Genomic DNA, 15,691 nt, shown 5'->3' with positions numbered 1-15,691 from the left:
GGAGCTGGAGCGCCAGCTCGCCCTGGGCGCGCGCGGGGCGTTCCTGCTGCTCGACCTCGCCCCTTCCCCACCCGCCTTGTCCACCGCGCCTCTTCCGGGGTCCCAGCAAGCCGGTCCGCTCAATCGAGCCCACAACGCAAGCGAGCGCCCGAAATGCTCCACGCGAGCGCACAGCAAGCACGGCCTAGAAGTCGGAAGCCCACCCCCTAGTGGCTGTTGTCCGACACCTCGGCGTCGTCCCAGCGTGGGTCGTCGCGGATCTTCTCCGCTGTTGAGCGCTTCTTCCCGCCCTTGCCCTTGATGTCCCCGCGCAGCTTGTCCAGTTCGCCGCGCAGGTAGTCGCGGGTGGCGACTTCGCCGATGGCGATACGCAGGGCGGCTAGTTCGCGGGCGAGGAACTCGGTGTCGGCCTTCGTCTGGGTCGCGCGGGCCCGGTCCTCCTCCAGTGACACCCGGTCCCGGTCGTCCTGGCGGTTCTGTGCCAAGAGGATCAACGGCGCGGCGTACGCGGCCTGGGTGGAGAAGGCCAGGTTGAGCAGGATGAACGGGTACGGGTCCCATTGTAGGCTCAGCCCGATCAGGTTGATCGTGATCCAGGCGACCACCAGGAGCGTTTGCCAGAACAGGAACTTGCCGGTCCCCAGGAACCGCGCCAGCCGTTCGGAGAAGCGGCCGAAGGCGTCCGGGTCGATGGCGAAGTGCAGGCCGCGGGGTCGCCTCGGCTGGTCGAGGCGCCTGCGGGGGCTGGGCTCAGGCACGCTCACCCTCCTCCACCAGCGCCGACTCGCGTTCCCGCCAGCCGTCGGGCAGCAGGTGGTCGAGGACGTCGTCCACGGTCACCGCGCCCAGCAGGTGGTCCTCGTCGTCGACCACCGGCGCGCAGACCAGGTTGTACGTCGCGAAGTAGCGGGTGATCTCGACGAGCGAGTCGGTCGGGCGCAGCCGGGCCAGCTCCCGGTCCACCGCGCCCGCCACCAGGTCGAACGGCGGTTCGCGCAGCAGCCGCTGGATGTGCACGCAGCCGAGGTAGCGGCCGGTCGGGGTGGCCGAGGGCGGGCGGCAGACGAAGACCATGCTGGCCAGCGCGGGCGTCAGGTCCGGGTTGCGCACCCGGGCCAGCGCCTCGGCGATCGGCGCGTCCGGCGTGAGCACGATCGGCTCCGGGGTCATCAGGCCGCCCGCGGTGTCCGAGGCGAACTCCAGCAGCCTGCGGACCGGGGCGGACTCCTCGGGCTCCATCAGCTCGAGCAGCCGGTTCTTGTCCACATCGGACAGCTCGGCCAGCAGGTCGGCGGCGTCGTCGGGGTCCATCGCCTCCAGGACGTCGGCCGCGCGCTCCTCGTCCAGGTGGGCCAGCAGGTCCTTCTGGTCGTCCTCCGGCAGCTCCTCGATCACGTCGGCGAGCCGCTCGTCGTCGAGCGCGTCGGCCACCTCGTACCGGCGCTTGAGCGGGAGGTCCTGCAACGCGGTCGCCACGTCGGCGGCGCGCATCGTGTCGAACACCGCCAGCAACTGGTGCGCGCCCTGCGGCTGCCCGGTCAGCTCGGTGATCCCGGGCGCGCGGATGTCCGACCAGTTCAGCACCTGGACCGGCCCGCGCCTGCCCAGCCGCCCGGTCCGCTCGCGGATCGCCAACCTGCCGAGCACCCAGTCCCGCGTGCGGGTCGGCTCCATCGCGGTGTCGACCACCACGGCCGAGGCCCCGGAGGCGGTCACCTCGACCCGGGCGTCGAGCAGCTGGCCGACCACCAGCACCTCGTTGGGCCGCTGGTGGAAGTGCCGCAGGTTGACCGACCCGGTCGCCAGGGTGATCGCGTTCGAGTCGATCCCGGCCACCCGCAGCATCGGCACGAAGATCCGCCGCCGGGTGGCCAGCTCGATGACGATGCCCAGCACCCGGGGCGGCGCGCCGTCCGCCCGCAACCCGGCGACCAGGTCGCGGATGCGGCCGATCGACTCGCCGTCCGGGCCGAAGACCGGCAGGCCCAGCAGCTGCGCCACGAAGATCTTGCTCATGCCCGCCACGTCGGCCAGGCTAGCCGCCCGCGCCCGCCACCACCCCCTCGGCGCGGGGCGACCGGACCCACCAGGATCGAGCCGGGCCGGACGATCACCGCAGGGCGTTCCCGTGGTCAGTGCGCCAGTACAGCACCGCCCGCCGGTCGCGGGCCTTGGCCACCAACCCGGACCCGTGCAACACGGACAGGTGATACGACACCGTCGCGGGCGCCAGTCGGTGCCGGGTACTCAGGTCAGTCGTCGTCCGCGGCACGTCCAGATCGCGCAACAGCGTCGCCCGGGTCGGACCCAGCAGCCGCGACAGCGCGGGCCCACCCACCGCCCGCGGCACGCCAAGGCCGTTCGCCGGGAAGTACACGACCCCGTCGGTCGGCTCCTCGATCTGCACGAACAGCGTCGGCCACGCCAACGCGGCGGGCGCGAGCACCAGGCCCGACGGGTGGGACTCGAAGTCCCACGGCTTGTCCACCTGCAGCGCGGACCCGGTCCACCGGATGTCGGTGTGCAGCGTGCCGAGCAGCGCCCCGACCCCCTCGGTGGCCATCGTGCGGGCCCGTTCCGCCAGGTCGCTGTCGAGCCGTTCGCGCAGGCCCGACCAGCTGTCGGCGATGGCCGCGGTCCAGAACCGGGCGAGACCGTCGGCGGACCGCTTGGCGAAGGTGCCCGCCTCGACGGCGTCGAGGGCGTCCCGGGACGGGTTGCTGACCGCCGTCATCTGGTAGGCCACCGTCTCGGCGTCGGTGGCGGCGACCTGCTCGAGCTGGGTCTGCCAGGCCCGGTCGGCGGCGACGGCGGGAGGTTGCGGGGTGAACAGGTCCGGCATGTAGCCCTTGCCGACCGGCAGCGTGCCCGCCACCATCCGCACGTCCGGGTCGCGCAGCGCGAACCGCGCGGACGGACCGGGGTCGCCGAAGATCGGGTGCGGGTGTCCCTGGATCGTCAGCCGCAGCCAGGCCAGTGCCTCCATGGCGGGGGAGATCCCCAGCCGGACCTTGCTCATCGCCGCGGCGTCGAGATGGGCGGTGATCACCTGACCAAGACTAGGCCGCGTTCGAAACGGCTCGAATCGTTTCCCCCAAGCCCGTGGTCTGCGGTGTGCTGTACGCGGGGCACCCGGGCGGAGGGTCCGGGTGAGGGGGGAAATGGTGGCCGGGGCCGTGCGCCCCGGCCACCAACACCTCTTAGCGCAACGTTTCCCCTTGCTCCGTGCGCCAATAGAGCACCGACCGCTTCTCCCGCGTCTTCGCCACCAGACCTGAGCCGTGCAACACGGACAGGTGGTAGGACACCGTCGCCGGGGACAAGTGGTTGCGCTTGCTCAGGTCGGTCGTGGTCCGCGGCACGTCCAAGTCGCGCAGCAAGAGCGCCCGGGTGACGCCCATCAGCCGCGCGACTGAGTCCTCATCCGCCCGCTCGGCGACCCCCAGCCCACTGGCCGGGTAGTGCAGCACCGCGTCGTCGGGGTTGGACAGCTGCAAGAGCAACAACGGCCAGGACAGCGCGCTCGGCGTCAAGACGAGCTGGTTGAGGCTGGTGGGGTACTCGTACGGCTTGGCGATGTCGATCGCCGACCCGCTCCAGCCGACCCTCGGGTCCACTGTGCTCAGCAGGGCGCCGATGCCGCGCGTGGCCATCAGCTGGGCGCGTTCGGTCAGGTCGGTGTCCAACCGCGCGCGCAGACCGGACCAGCTGTCGGCCATCGCCGCGGTCCAGAACCGCGACAGCGCGCCTGCCGCCCGGCGCGCGAACGTGCCGGAGTGCACTGCCGCGTGGACAGCGGGGTCGAGCCCCTCGATGCGCGCGAACTGCCGGGCGGTCTCCTCGGCGCTGGTGGCGGCGATCCGCTCCAGCTGCTGCCGCCAGCTGCGCTCCGGTGGGCCGACGGGCGGGCTGGGCGTCAGCAGGTCCGGCAGGTAGCCGACGAGCCCCGCGGGCACGGCGGCCGCGACCATCCGAACCTCGGGGTCGCGCAGGGCGAAGCGGGCTGACGGACCGGGGTCGCCGAAGATCGGGTGCCGCCCGCCCGCCGCGGCCAGCCGCAGCCAGGACAGGGCCTCCAGCGCGGGCGAGACCGCGAGCCGGACCCGGCTCAGCGCCGCCGCGTCCAGGCCGATGGTGATCACCGTCCCGGCCCCGCGCGATTCGACCGTGCTCGAATCGTTGTCGGCGGGCGGTCAAACGCGGTGTGCTGGTCCCGCAAGGCACTGGGGGAAACGGTCGGGACGGGCCCCAAGCCCCGTCCCGGCCGTTTTTTACCGGTCACGCGAGCGCGCGGGCGATCCGGGGGGCACCGGCGACCGCGGGGTTGGTGTCGTCCTCGCCGTCGATCCAGTCGTCCAGGGCGCGCACGAAGGTCCAGCGGCGGGCCCGGTCGGGGTCGGCGCCGGTGGCCTCGACCAGCCAGGCGAGCCGCTCGACCGGGTCGGATTCGTCGATCCGGTTGGTCAGCAGCGGGATCAGGCCGAACTCCGGGTCGCCGGAGAGCGGCTTGGGGTCGATCACCAGCCACGGCTCGCGGTCGGCGCGCAGCACGTTCTCGAAGTGCAGGTCCTCGTTGACCAGCCGCGCCGCCGAGGTCGGGCCCAGCTCGCGGCAGTAGGCCACCGCCTGCTCGACCAGTTCGGCGGGCACCCGGCCGTCAGCGTTGTCCAGGGGGAACGTCGCGGCCCAGCGCTCGGCGATCTCCGCCAGCGTGCGCACCCCCGCCGGGGCGGGCCGGTCGAGCCTGCGGACCAGGGCGGCGACGACCTCGAGCGCGGCGGCCAGCGGCTCGTCGTCGAGGCTGTGGTGCGGGTCGAGGCGCTCGAGCAGCAGGGCCCAGTCGTCGGCGTCGTGGTCGAGCAGCCGGACCGCGCCGTCACCGTCCCAAAGGGACAGACCGAGCGCCTCGTGCGCGGCTTCCCGGTGCGGCAGGCCGAGCTTGAGCACCGCGGGCGCGCCGTCCGCGCGCCGCACCGGCAGCACGATCGCGGTGTGGCCGTAGAGGGTCGGTCCGTCCCGGGTCAGGTCCCACCGGCCGAGGTGGTGCCGGGCCAGTTCGGGCAGGGCGGCCAGCCACCGGCGCTGGGCGGGTTCGGTCAGGTACCGGCCGAACGACGGCGGCACCAGCGGTGTCGCGGTGGCCACAATGGCACTCCCCTCTCGCGCGTGGTCGACTACAACTCGTACACGGTTACCGGCCGGTCACCCTCGAACGGAGGCTCGATGCGCTCACCGAAGGACTTCTTCCGCCCGCTCGCGGTAGGTGCGCCCGAGCCGGTGCGGGAGATCCCGTTCCGGCCGTCCCGGATGATCCACTTCTTCGACCCGGGCAACGAGAAGATGGCCGCGAAGGTTCCCGACCTGGTGGCCCAGGCCGATGTCGTGCTGGGCAACCTGGAGGACGCGATCCGGGCCGACCGCAAGGAAGCGGCGCGCGCGGGCCTGGTGAAGATCGCGCGGGCGACGGACTTCGGCGACACGCAGCTCTGGACCCGGGTCAACAGCCTGGACTCGCCGTGGGTGCTCGACGACCTGGTCACGCTGGTCACCGAGATCGGCGACAAGCTCGACGTGATCATGGTCCCCAAGGTGGAGGGGCCCGCCGACATCCACTACGTCGACCGGCTGCTCGCCCAGCTGGAGGCGCGCGCCGGGCTGACCAGGCCGATCCTGGTGCACGCCCTGCTGGAGACCGCGGCGGGCGTGGCGAACGTCGAGGAGATCGCCACCGCCAGCCCGCGCATGCAGGGCATCTCGCTGGGCCCGGCCGACCTCGCCGCGAGCCGCCGGATGAAGACCACCCGGGTCGGCGGCGGCCACCCCGGCTACCTCGTGCGCAGCGACCCGACCGGCGCCGACCTGACCGCGGGCCGCACGACCTACCAGCAGGACCTGTGGCACTACACGGTGGCGCGCATGGTCGACGCCTGCGCCGCGGCCGGGATCCTGCCGTACTACGGGCCCTTCGGCGACATCGCCGACGTGGTGGCCTGCGAGGACCAGTTCCGCAACGCCTTCCTGCTCGGCTGCGTCGGCGCGTGGAGCCTGCACCCCAAGCAGATCGCCATCGCCAAGCGGGTGTTCTCCCCGGATCCGGCCGAGGTGGCCTGGGCGCGCCGGGTGATCGCGGCGATGGGCGACGGCACCGGCGCGGTCATGATCGACGGGAAGATGCAGGACGACGCGACGGTGAAGCAGTGCCGCGTGGTGGCCGAACTGGCCGACGCGCTCTCCGCCCGCGACCCCGAGCTCGCCGCCGCCTACGCCGCCGTGGAGGAGAACGCCGATGCCTGAGCCGCGCCCCCGCCGATCCGTGCTGTACATGCCCGGCGCGAACGAGCGCGCGCTGGAGAAGGCCAAGACCCTCGACGCCGACGCCCTGATCCTCGACCTGGAGGACTCGGTCGCCCCGGACGCCAAGGCCGAGGGCCGCGACCGGGTGTGCGCCGCGGTGCGGTCGGGCGAGTACGGCCGCCGCGAGGTCACCATCCGGGTCAACGGCCTGGACACCGAGTGGTTCGCCGCCGACGTGGCCGCGGCCGCGGCGGCGGGCCCGGCCGCGGTGGTCGTCCCGAAGGTCAACTCGGCGGCCGAGGTTCACACCATCGAGCGAGCCCTGGAGTCCGCGGGCGCGCCCGCGCACACCGCGATCTGGGCGATGGTCGAGACCCCGATCGCCATGCTGCGCGCCCACGACATCGCCTCGGCCGCCGACCGGCTGACCGTGCTGGTGCTGGGCACCAACGACCTGGCCAAGGAGCTGCACGCCGAACACGTCCCCGGCCGCGCCCCGCTGCTGGCGAGCCTGTCCCTCGCCCTCCTCGCCGCCCGCGCCGCGGGCAAGGTCATCCTCGACGGCGTCTACAACGACGTGCGAGACCTGGACGGCTTCGCCGAGGAGTGCACGCAGGGCCGCCAGTTCGGCTTCGACGGCAAGACCCTGATCCACCCGGCACAACTGGAACCGTGCAACCAGATCTTCGCCCCGTCTCCGGCGGAGGTCGAACACGCCGAGAAGGTCATCAAGGCCTTCGAGGCCGCCTCCGCCGAAGGCCGCGGCGTGGTGACGGTGGACGGCCGCATGATCGAGAACCTGCACGTCGACAACGCCCGCCGCATCCTGGCCGTCGCCACCGCCATCGCCTCCCGCGACTGACCGGGACACCCGTGGTGCACTGTGGACAACTCTGCGTCGCGAGTCGCACTTGGCGGAGATCCGCCTACGACTGTGTGGACCGAGTAACGGGTACAAGGCCGTTCTGGTCCCCGCGGCCAACGACGAGCTCATCTTCGCGAGCGAGACAGCCGAGTTCTACGGCGAGGGTACGAACGGCCGGACAAGACCGCCGTCGGTGGAGGGCACCGCGAAACCCGGCTGATGGGAGCGGCGGCAGAGCGGTTTGGTCCCTCGCCCGCCTCCTACGTTTTGGACCTGCTGGCGGGTTGTCGGGCATTTCACGTCCACGACACGAGCCTGACGCGCCGGTGAAGCAGTTCCGGCCGACAGCGGACAACCTCGAACTGAGCCGAGACGCGGGCAACCTGGCGGCTGTGCTGTTGTCGATGCGCGAAAGCGCGGACCGCGCCGCGCAGTCCGCCTCTCGCCGTGTCGGCGCCGCTGTTCGCCAGGTCGCGCCATTCTTCCAACCGGGATTTCGTGCTGGTCCCGGAGAACAACGACCTGGTGCGGTTGCGCTGGCTCCAGACGGTCTCGGACGCCGTCTTCTCCGCCAACCAAGATGTCGGACGACACGCTCCGGTTCCTCGTGACAAGAGGTCGAGCGGACTCGACCACCAGAGAGGCGTTGTGAGCTTGTGGCCAGCTGAACCGGGACATCCGGGCTACTGAGCCTCCGCCGCGGCGAATAGCCGGCTCTGCGGCGCGGCGATCCCGCCTTCGCTGGCCGTGGCCGAGTTGGGTCCGCGGGCTGCGGAAGCGGGCCCGCGCGTACACGGATGGCTCGCTTCGCTGCTCGGCCAGTCCTGGGAGGATGGCTCGCATGGGGGACTTCCTGGGTGGGCCCGCCGACGGGCCGCGGCGGGGGACTGGCGACTGGTGGGTGTTGGTCGAGCGGTTCGGTGACGACGTCTCGACCATGGAGACCTACCGCGCCGCCACGCGGGAGGGGGCTGAGGAGCTGGCTCTTAAGGCAGCGCGGGAATTTCTACCCCGTGTGATGATGCGGGTGCGGAGGCGCACCATCCTGCGTGATCAGGGCGGTGGGTACCTCGTGCAGGTCGAAGGGGCCATGGCCGCGCAGACCTTCCGCGTGCACGTCGCCGAGGTCGTCGAAACCGTCGACGGGCGCGGGAATCCGGTCACCTAACGCTGACATTAACCCTCTTGTGATTCGCCTCAAGATCCCTCGAAGGTGTCACGGTGCAGGTCAGGGACGTGACAGCGCGTGAAAGGTTGCCGTGACATAACGCACAGATCACGGCTTCTGCTTGTGCTGTGACCCTCCCGTGATGTGCCCTTGTGGCATGGGTAGACACAGCCTTCCAAGCGAGTCGCGTGGCGTCCTGAGCATTTTCGGGGGCAGGCGTGCTCAGCGGGACGACCTGTTCGACCGGAGCTTCCGCCCCTGCACCGGCTGCGGCGCCGACGTCTACGTCCTGGCTGAGGACTGCAAGGACTGCGGCAGCGCGTTCGAACTCCGCGCAGGCTGACTACCACCCGTCCGCACCCGTCAAACCGACCCGGATCGCCGCAGCGGCGTCCGGGTCGCTTGCTGTGAGTGGTCCTGCGCACTTCCATGACGCGAACGAGCGTTAACCAAGAGATACTCGCGGGTAACTCAAGAGCCGTCTCGTAAGGGAGCTCGCATGGCCCGCCTCGCCCAGACCGCCGGACTGACCGACATCCAGCGGGAGATCCTGTCCACCGTCAAGGACTTCGTGGACAAGGAGATCATCCCGCACGCGCAGGCCCTCGAGCACGCCGACGAGTACCCCACCGACATCGTCGCGGGCATGAAGGAGATGGGCCTGTTCGGGCTGACCATCCCGGAGGAGTACGGCGGCCTCGGTGAGTCGCTGCTGACCTACGCCCTGGTCGTCGAGCAGATCGCCCGCGGCTGGATGAGCGTGTCCGGCGTGATCAACACGCACTTCATCGTGGCGCACCTGGTCAAGCAGCACGGCACCGAGGCCCAGAAGCAGCACTACCTGCCCAGGATGGCCGCGGGCGAGGTCCGCGGCTCCTTCTCGATGTCCGAGCCCGACCTGGGCTCCGACGTCGCCGCCATCAAGACCAGGGCGAAGCGCGACGGCGACGGCTACACCGTCGACGGCGCCAAGATGTGGCTCACCAACGGCGGCAGCTCCAACCTCATCGCCCTGCTCGTGCGCACCGACGAGGGCGCCGAGAAGGCGCACCAGAACCTGACGACCTTCCTGGTCGACAAGCCCGAGGGCTTCGGCGAGGTCGCCCCCGGCCTGACCATCCCGGGCAAGATCGACAAGATGGGCTACAAGGGCGTCGACACCACCGAGGCGGTGTTCGACGGCTTCAGGATCGACGCGGGCCAGGTGCTCGGCGGGGCGCCCGGCAAGGGCTTCGCGCAGATGATGGACGGCGTCGAGGTCGGCCGGGTCAACGTCGCCGCCCGCGCCTGCGGCATCGCCATCCGGGCCTTCGAGCTGGCCGTCGAGTACGCCCAGCAGCGCAAGACCTTCGGCAAGGCCATCGCCGAGCACCAGGCCGTCGCGTTCAAGCTCGCCGAGATGGCCACCAAGGTCGAGGCCGCGCACCTGATGATGGTCAACGCCGCCCGGCTCAAGGACTCCGGCGAGCGCAACGACGTCGAGGCGGGCATGGCCAAGCTGATCGCCAGCGAGTACTGCGCCGAGGTCACCCAGGACTCGTTCCGCATCCACGGCGGCTACGGCTACTCCAAGGAGTACGAGATCGAGCGGTTGATGCGCGAGGCGCCGTTCCTGCTGATCGGCGAGGGCACCAGCGAGATCCAGAAGACGATCATCTCCCGCGGCCTGCTCCGGGAGTACCGCTCGCGGGGCTGATCCGGTGTCGGGTTCGCACCGTCGTGCCCGGGTTGGCAGGATAGTGGTATGACCGGTGCGTTCTCCGGCCCTGGACGAGCGAACCAGGGTCTACCCAAGGTGCCGACGCCCCCCACCGGGTGGCCGATCGGCTCCTACGACACATACCAGGAGGCCCACCGCGCGGTGGAGCACCTCGCCACCAGCGAGTTCCCCGTCGAGGAGGTGACCATCGTCGGGGTCGACCTGATGCTCGTCGAACGGGTCATCGGACGGCTGAGCTGGGCGAAGGTGCTCGGTACCGGCGCGCTCTCCGGCGCCTGGTTCGGCCTGTTCGTCGGCCTGCTGCTCGGGCTGTTCAACCAGCAGCAGGCCTCGTTCGCGCCGATCCTGGTCGGCCTGTGCGCGGGCGTGGTCTTCGGCCTCGTCTTCGCCGCGGTCGGCTACGCGAGCACCCGGGGCCGCGGCCGCGAGATCGCCTCGGCCACCCAGCTCGTCGCCGGGCGCTACGACGTGCTGGCCCAGCCGCGCAACGCGGAGAAGGCGCGTGACCTGCTGGCCAAGCTCGCCATGCGCCCGAACAGCGGTATCGACTAGTCCCTCCGCCCCGGCCGTCCACATCGAATTGCGGGTCCTGATCACCCGGCTTAGTTTCAGTGGACCCGGTCGCGGGTACCGAGCTACCCGCGTGCCGGTGCACGTCGAGGTGCTTGGTCGGGTGGCTGTGCCTTCTTCTCGGCGTGATGGTCGGAAGGAGGCTGGACGATGGGTCCTACTCATCTGGTTCCGGGCCGCCGAGGACGACGCCTCCGGGTGGCGCTCAGCGCCGCCCTGGTCGCGTCACCCCTGTTGGCCGCCTGCGGTTCGGACAGCGGCGGCATCGCCGTCAACGTCTACTACTCCACTGAGGAGAACTTCGACAAGGTCGTCGCCACGTGCAACGACGCGGCCCAGGGCCGCTACCGGATCGTGCTCAACGGCCTGCCGCGCGAGGCGGACGGCCAGCGCGAGCAGATGGTCCGCAGGCTCGCCGCAGGCGACACCGACATGGACGTGCTGGGGCTGGACGTCACCTGGGTGTCCGAGTTCGCCGAGGCGGGCTGGATCGCCGAGTGGACCGGGCAGGACAAGACCGACGTCGAGACCGGCACCCTGCGCGGTCCGCTCGACACCGCGCGGTGGAAGGACAAGCTCTACGCCGCGCCGAAGAACACCAACGTGCAGCTGCTCTGGTACCGCGGCGACCTCGTGCAGACCCCGCCCAAGACCTGGGCGGAGATGCTGGAGCAGGCGAACAAGCTCAAGGCCGACGGCAAGCCGAGCACGGTCCTGATGACCGGGGCCCAGTACGAGGGCCTGGTCGTGCAGTTCAACACCCTGGTCGCGGGCGCGGGCGGCAAGATCCTCTCCGACGACAGCACCAAGGCCGTGGTCGACGAGGGCGCGGTGCGGGCCCTGCAGGCGCTCAAGGACCTGGCGACCTCGCCGGTGGCCAGCGCGTCGCTGTCCAACGCCAAGGAGGACGACATCCGGCTGGCGTTCCAGGGCGGCGGCGCCGCGTTCGAGCTGAACTGGCCCTACGTCTACGCCGCGATGGGCAAGGCGAACCCGGACCTGGCGAAGAACTTCAAGTGGGCGCCGTACCCGTCGGTCGACGCGGACAAGAACGGCTCGGCCACCATCGGCGGGTTCAACCTGGCGGTGAGCGCCTACTCCCAGCACAAGCCGGAGGCCTTCGAGGCCGCGAAGTGCTTGCGCAACGCGGCGAACCAGAAGTTCTCGGCGATCAACTCCGGCGTCCCGCCGACGATCGAGTCGGTCTACGACGACCCCGAGATGGTCAAGCCCTACCCGATGCGCGACGCCATCCTCGACGAGCTCAAGAAGGCCGCCGTCCGGCCGATCACCCCGGCCTACCAGAACGCCTCGACGCTGATCTCCACCATCCTCTCCCCGCCCGCGGCCATCGACCCGAAGGCGACGGCCGACCGGCTGCGCTCGGAGCTGCAGGACGCCTTGGACTCGAAGGGAGTGCTGCCGTGAGCCAGACCGCGGAGCGGACCGCCGACACCCCGGTGTCGCCACCGGCGAAGAAGGCGGTCAGCGAGGGCAAGAAGGCCGAGCGCAAGCTCGGGCTGTGGCTGTGCGCACCGGCCGCGCTGGTGATGATCGCGGTGACCGGCTACCCGATCATTTACTCGATCTGGCTCTCGCTGCAGCGCTACGACCTGCGCTTCCCCGACCAGCAGAAGTTCGTCGGGCTGGAGAACTACGTCACCGTGCTGTCCAACTCCTACTGGTGGACCGCGTTCGGGGTGACCGCGATGATCACCGTCATCTCGGTGGCCATCGAACTGGTGCTGGGGATGGGCTTGGCGCTGGTGATGCACCGGACGCTGGTGATGCGCGGTCTGGTGCGGACCGTCGCACTGATTCCCTACGGCATTGTGACCGTGGTGGCGGCGTTCTCCTGGCGCTACGCCTGGACCCAGGACACCGGCTACCTCGCGCAGCTGTTCGCCCCGGACTCGGCGCTGCTGACCCAGCGGGTGCCCGCGCTGGCGATCATCATCCTGGCCGAGGTGTGGAAGACCGTGCCGTTCATGGCCCTGCTGCTGATGGCGGGCCTGGCCCTGGTACCCGACGACCTGCTCAAGGCCGCGTCGATGGACGGGGCGTCGGCGTGGCAGCGGTTCACCAAGGTGATGGTGCCGGTGATGAAGCCCGCCATCCTGGTCGCGCTGCTGTTCCGCACCCTGGACGCGTTCCGGATCTTCGACAACATCTTCGTGCTCACCAGCGGCGCGCAGGAGACCGGGTCGGTCTCGATGCAGACCTACAACAACCTGATCAAGGGGTTGAACCTGGGCATCGGCTCCACCATGTCGGTGCTCATCTTCATCGCGGTGGCCGTCATCGCGTTCATCTTCATCAAGGTGTTCGGCACCTCCGCGCCGGGCAGCGACGACGGGAGGAAGCGCTGATGGCCGTCATCGGGGCGACCGCGTCCAGCGGCGCCAAGACCCGCTGGGCGCTGATCGACATCGTCGTGGTGATCTACGCGCTGGTGCCGGTGCTGTGGATCGTGTCGCTGTCGTTCAAGACCAAGGAGACGCTGACCGACGGGAACTTCATCCCGCGGTCGTGGACCCTGCAGAACTACCGGGACATCTTCAACACCAGCGAGTTCCTGCGCGCGCTGCTCAACTCGATCGGCATCGCGCTCATCGCGACGGTGATCGCCGTCGTGCTGGGCACCATGGCCGCCTACGCCATCGCCCGGCTCGACTTCCCCGGCAAGCAGCTGCTGGTCGGCGCGTCGCTGCTGATCGCGATGTTCCCGCAGGTCTCGCTGGTCACGCCGCTGTTCGAGATGGAGCGCACGCTCGGGCTCTTCGACACCTGGCCCGGTCTGATCCTGCCCTACATCACCTTCGCGCTGCCGCTGGCGATCTACACCCTCTCGGCGTTCTTCCGGGAGATCCCGTGGGAGCTGGAGAAGGCGGCCAAGATGGACGGCGCCACGCCCGCGCAGGCGTTCCGCCGGGTCATCGCGCCGCTGGCCGCGCCGGGGGTGTTCACCACCGCGATCCTGGTGTTCATCTTCTGCTGGAACGACTTCCTGTTCGCGATCTCGCTGACCTCGACCACCTCGTCGCGGACCGTGCCCGCGGCGCTGTCGTTCTTCACCGGGTCCTCGCAGTTCGAGGACCCGACCGGGACGATCTCCGCGGCCGCCGTGGTGATCACCATCCCGATCATCCTGTTCGTGTTGTTCTTCCAGCGCCGCATCGTCGCGGGGCTGACGTCCGGTGCGGTGAAGGGCTGAGCATGGCTGAGATCGTCTTGGACAAGGTGACGAAGCGGTACCCCGACGGCGCGCTCGCGGTGTCCGATGTGGACATCACGATCGGCGACGGCGAGTTCATCATCCTGGTCGGCCCGTCCGGCTGCGGGAAGTCGACCACGCTCAACATGATCGCGGGCCTGGAGGACATCACCGAGGGCGAGCTGCGCATCGACGGCAAGCGGGTCAACGAGCGCGCGCCCAAGGACCGCGACATCGCCATGGTGTTCCAGTCCTACGCGCTCTACCCGCACATGAGCGTGCGGGAGAACATGGCCTTCCCGCTCCGGCTGGCCCACGTGGACAACGCGACGGTGACCAAGAAGGTGGAGGAGGCCGCGCGCATCCTCGACCTGACCCAGCACCTCGACCGCAAGCCGGGCAACCTCTCCGGCGGCCAGCGCCAGCGGGTGGCCATGGGGCGCGCGATCGTGCGCAGCCCCAAGGCGTTCCTGATGGACGAGCCACTGTCCAACTTGGACGCCAAGCTGCGGGTGCAGATGCGCACCTCGGTGGCCAAGCTGCAGCGGCGGCTGGGCACCACGACGGTCTACGTCACCCACGACCAGACCGAGGCGATGACCCTGGGCGACCGGGTCGTGGTCATGCGCGGCGGGCTGGTGCAGCAGGTCGGGTCGCCGCAGGCGCTCTACGAGCAGCCGACGAACCTGTTCGTGGCGGGCTTCATCGGCTCCCCGTCGATGAACTTCCTGCCCGCCACGCTGGCCGACGGGCAGCTGCAGACGCCGCTCGGCCCGGTTCCGCTCAGCGACCGGATCCGCAGGCTGGTGGAGGCCGCCAACGCCCCGAGCGAGGTGATCGTCGGCCTGCGCCCGGAGCACTTCGAGGACGCGGCCCTGCTCGACGAGGGCGAACGCGGCCGCGGCGGCCGGTTCACCGCGACGGTCGACGTGCTCGAGTCGATGGGCTCGGACAAGTACGCCTACTTCACCGTCGAGGGCGAGACGGCGACCTCGGCGGAGCTCGACGAGCTGGCGGCGGAGTCCGGGTCGACGGAGATGACCGACGACGGGTCGCAGATCGTCACCCGCCTCTCGGCTGCCTCGGGCGCCCGGGAGGGCGCTGAGCTGGAGGTCTGGTTCGACGAGGACAAGCTGCTGCTGTTCGACCCCAGCGACGGCCGCAACCTGACCTACGCGGGCTGAGCCTGTGGACAACTTCTGACGGCTGCTTGCCATCTCGGCCATCCTCTGCCCTCGATGGACATCCCGACCGGGATGCCCACGAGGGCAGAGGGGTTTCTGATGCGTTTCATCGTCGTGGGGCTGCTGGCGGTGCTGGGGCTGGTGTCCGCGCCGGTCACGGCGGCCGCCGCCGTGGGGTGCGACCGGGGTGAGCTGTGCCTGTGGCCGGCGACGGGGTTCCGGGGGGAGGTGGTGCGGATCAGCCTGGCGGAGACGAACCCGGGCGAGTGCGTGCCGTTGGAGGTGGCTGCTCGGTCGTTCGTGAACTTGATGAGTCGGGACGTGATCGTGTACCAGACGGGGGAATGCACTACTGAAGGGGATTTTCGGACTTATCCGGGGGAGGGGACGTATGTGCCGGTGTCGCCGTTCGTGGTGCGGGGGATTCAGCTCTGGCCTACGTGAGGGTGGCTTGCTGCCGGGGTTGCAAGCGGGGCTTGAACTCGCCTCGGTGTTGCCGTCTTCGTTGCCCGAGGCTCGATCTACGGAACTCGCTTGGGTGTTGCCGTCTTCGTTGCCCGAGTAAGAGCGGGGCTCGATCTAGTGAACTCGCTTCGTGTGGGGCCCCTAGAGCACCGCGGTGGGAAAGAAGGGCGGGTGAAGGGCATTCCCACCACACGGCGAGTTTAGCGGTGCT

At 70.2% G+C, this 15,691-nt stretch carries 16 protein-coding genes; 11 read left to right on the top strand and 5 right to left on the bottom strand.

Annotation, left to right across the window (positions count from 1 at the left end):
• Positions 1–206 precede the first annotated feature (206 nt).
• The 5 genes from QSK30_RS33670 to QSK30_RS33650 form a co-directional block, all read right to left on the bottom strand.
• Positions 207–758, bottom strand: a complete 552-nt coding sequence (locus tag QSK30_RS33670) for a DUF1003 domain-containing protein (RefSeq protein ID WP_285509214.1) — start codon at positions 756–758, stop codon at positions 207–209.
• A complete protein-coding gene (locus tag QSK30_RS33665; protein ID WP_502871928.1) occupies positions 751–2,016 on the bottom strand; it encodes a magnesium transporter MgtE N-terminal domain-containing protein in 1,266 nt (421 codons plus the stop codon). The genes QSK30_RS33670 and QSK30_RS33665 overlap by 8 nt, the downstream gene beginning before the upstream one ends.
• 94 nt (positions 2,017–2,110) lie before the next feature.
• Positions 2,111–3,049, bottom strand: a complete 939-nt coding sequence (locus tag QSK30_RS33660) for an ArsR/SmtB family transcription factor (protein WP_285509210.1) — start codon at positions 3,047–3,049, stop codon at positions 2,111–2,113.
• 151 nt (positions 3,050–3,200) lie between these two features.
• Positions 3,201–4,142, bottom strand: a complete 942-nt coding sequence (locus QSK30_RS33655; protein WP_285509208.1) for an ArsR/SmtB family transcription factor — start codon at positions 4,140–4,142, stop codon at positions 3,201–3,203.
• Between the two features lie 136 nt (positions 4,143–4,278).
• Positions 4,279–5,145 carry an aminoglycoside phosphotransferase family protein gene (locus tag QSK30_RS33650; RefSeq protein ID WP_285509206.1) on the bottom strand — a complete coding sequence of 289 codons (867 nt, stop codon included), beginning with the start codon at positions 5,143–5,145 and terminating at the stop codon, positions 4,279–4,281.
• A 78-nt stretch (positions 5,146–5,223) separates the two neighbouring features.
• On the opposite strand from QSK30_RS33650, the gene QSK30_RS33645 reads away from it, so the two are divergent.
• From QSK30_RS33645 to QSK30_RS33595, 11 genes are all read left to right on the top strand, one after another.
• Positions 5,224–6,294 (top strand): HpcH/HpaI aldolase/citrate lyase family protein, encoded by a 1,071-nt coding sequence (locus QSK30_RS33645; RefSeq protein WP_285509205.1) that lies wholly within the window; start codon positions 5,224–5,226, stop codon positions 6,292–6,294.
• Positions 6,287–7,156 carry an HpcH/HpaI aldolase/citrate lyase family protein gene (locus QSK30_RS33640; protein WP_285509203.1) on the top strand — a complete coding sequence of 290 codons (870 nt, stop codon included), beginning with the start codon at positions 6,287–6,289 and terminating at the stop codon, positions 7,154–7,156. The genes QSK30_RS33645 and QSK30_RS33640 overlap by 8 nt, the downstream gene beginning before the upstream one ends.
• 844 nt (positions 7,157–8,000) lie before the next feature.
• Positions 8,001–8,327, top strand: coding sequence for a hypothetical protein (locus QSK30_RS33635; protein ID WP_285509201.1), 327 nt, complete (start codon positions 8,001–8,003; stop codon positions 8,325–8,327).
• A gap of 157 nt (positions 8,328–8,484) precedes the next feature.
• On the top strand, positions 8,485–8,670 hold the full coding sequence (locus tag QSK30_RS33630) for a hypothetical protein (RefSeq protein ID WP_285509199.1): 186 nt from the start codon (positions 8,485–8,487) through the stop codon (positions 8,668–8,670).
• A gap of 156 nt (positions 8,671–8,826) precedes the next feature.
• Positions 8,827–10,023, top strand: a complete 1,197-nt coding sequence (locus QSK30_RS33625; RefSeq protein WP_285509198.1) for an acyl-CoA dehydrogenase family protein — start codon at positions 8,827–8,829, stop codon at positions 10,021–10,023.
• Between the two features lie 48 nt (positions 10,024–10,071).
• Positions 10,072–10,599, top strand: coding sequence for a YflT domain-containing protein (locus tag QSK30_RS33620; RefSeq protein WP_285509197.1), 528 nt, complete (start codon positions 10,072–10,074; stop codon positions 10,597–10,599).
• A gap of 168 nt (positions 10,600–10,767) precedes the next feature.
• Positions 10,768–12,045 carry an ABC transporter substrate-binding protein gene (locus tag QSK30_RS33615; RefSeq protein WP_285509196.1) on the top strand — a complete coding sequence of 426 codons (1,278 nt, stop codon included), beginning with the start codon at positions 10,768–10,770 and terminating at the stop codon, positions 12,043–12,045.
• The gene (locus QSK30_RS33610; RefSeq protein WP_285509195.1) at positions 12,042–12,986 is read left to right on the top strand and encodes a carbohydrate ABC transporter permease; all 945 of its coding nucleotides are present in this window, start codon (positions 12,042–12,044) and stop codon (positions 12,984–12,986) included. The genes QSK30_RS33615 and QSK30_RS33610 overlap by 4 nt, the downstream gene beginning before the upstream one ends.
• Positions 12,986–13,831, top strand: coding sequence for a carbohydrate ABC transporter permease (locus QSK30_RS33605; protein ID WP_285509194.1), 846 nt, complete (start codon positions 12,986–12,988; stop codon positions 13,829–13,831). Before QSK30_RS33610 ends, QSK30_RS33605 begins: the two co-directional genes overlap by 1 nt.
• A 2-nt stretch (positions 13,832–13,833) precedes the next feature.
• Positions 13,834–15,015, top strand: a complete 1,182-nt coding sequence (locus QSK30_RS33600; RefSeq protein WP_285509193.1) for an ABC transporter ATP-binding protein — start codon at positions 13,834–13,836, stop codon at positions 15,013–15,015.
• Between the two features lie 54 nt (positions 15,016–15,069).
• Entirely contained in the window at positions 15,070–15,459 is a 390-nt protein-coding gene (locus QSK30_RS33595) for a peptidase inhibitor family I36 protein (RefSeq protein WP_285509191.1), read from the top strand.
• Positions 15,460–15,691 lie beyond the last annotated feature (232 nt).

The sequence above is a fragment of the Actinokineospora sp. NBRC 105648 genome, from assembly GCF_030269645.1.
Classification (GTDB): Bacteria; Actinomycetota; Actinomycetes; order Mycobacteriales; family Pseudonocardiaceae; genus Actinokineospora.
The sequence above is the reverse complement of the archived record's forward strand: the minus strand, read 5'-3'. Positions and strand labels throughout refer to the sequence as shown.

Coding starts and splice junctions, on each gene's coding strand:
- QSK30_RS33640 (WP_285509203.1), top strand. CDS start 6,287: ATGCCTGAGCCGCGCCCCCGCCGATCCGTGCTGTACATGCCCGGCGCG.
- QSK30_RS33665 (WP_502871928.1), bottom strand. CDS start 2,016: ATGAGCAAGATCTTCGTGGCGCAGCTGCTGGGCCTGCCGGTCTTCGGC.
- QSK30_RS33595 (WP_285509191.1), top strand. CDS start 15,070: ATGGACATCCCGACCGGGATGCCCACGAGGGCAGAGGGGTTTCTGATG.
- QSK30_RS33600 (WP_285509193.1), top strand. CDS start 13,834: ATGGCTGAGATCGTCTTGGACAAGGTGACGAAGCGGTACCCCGACGGC.
- QSK30_RS33625 (WP_285509198.1), top strand. CDS start 8,827: ATGGCCCGCCTCGCCCAGACCGCCGGACTGACCGACATCCAGCGGGAG.
- QSK30_RS33605 (WP_285509194.1), top strand. CDS start 12,986: ATGGCCGTCATCGGGGCGACCGCGTCCAGCGGCGCCAAGACCCGCTGG.
- QSK30_RS33630 (WP_285509199.1), top strand. CDS start 8,485: ATGGGTAGACACAGCCTTCCAAGCGAGTCGCGTGGCGTCCTGAGCATT.
- QSK30_RS33620 (WP_285509197.1), top strand. CDS start 10,072: ATGACCGGTGCGTTCTCCGGCCCTGGACGAGCGAACCAGGGTCTACCC.
- QSK30_RS33635 (WP_285509201.1), top strand. CDS start 8,001: ATGGGGGACTTCCTGGGTGGGCCCGCCGACGGGCCGCGGCGGGGGACT.
- QSK30_RS33645 (WP_285509205.1), top strand. CDS start 5,224: ATGCGCTCACCGAAGGACTTCTTCCGCCCGCTCGCGGTAGGTGCGCCC.
- QSK30_RS33615 (WP_285509196.1), top strand. CDS start 10,768: ATGGGTCCTACTCATCTGGTTCCGGGCCGCCGAGGACGACGCCTCCGG.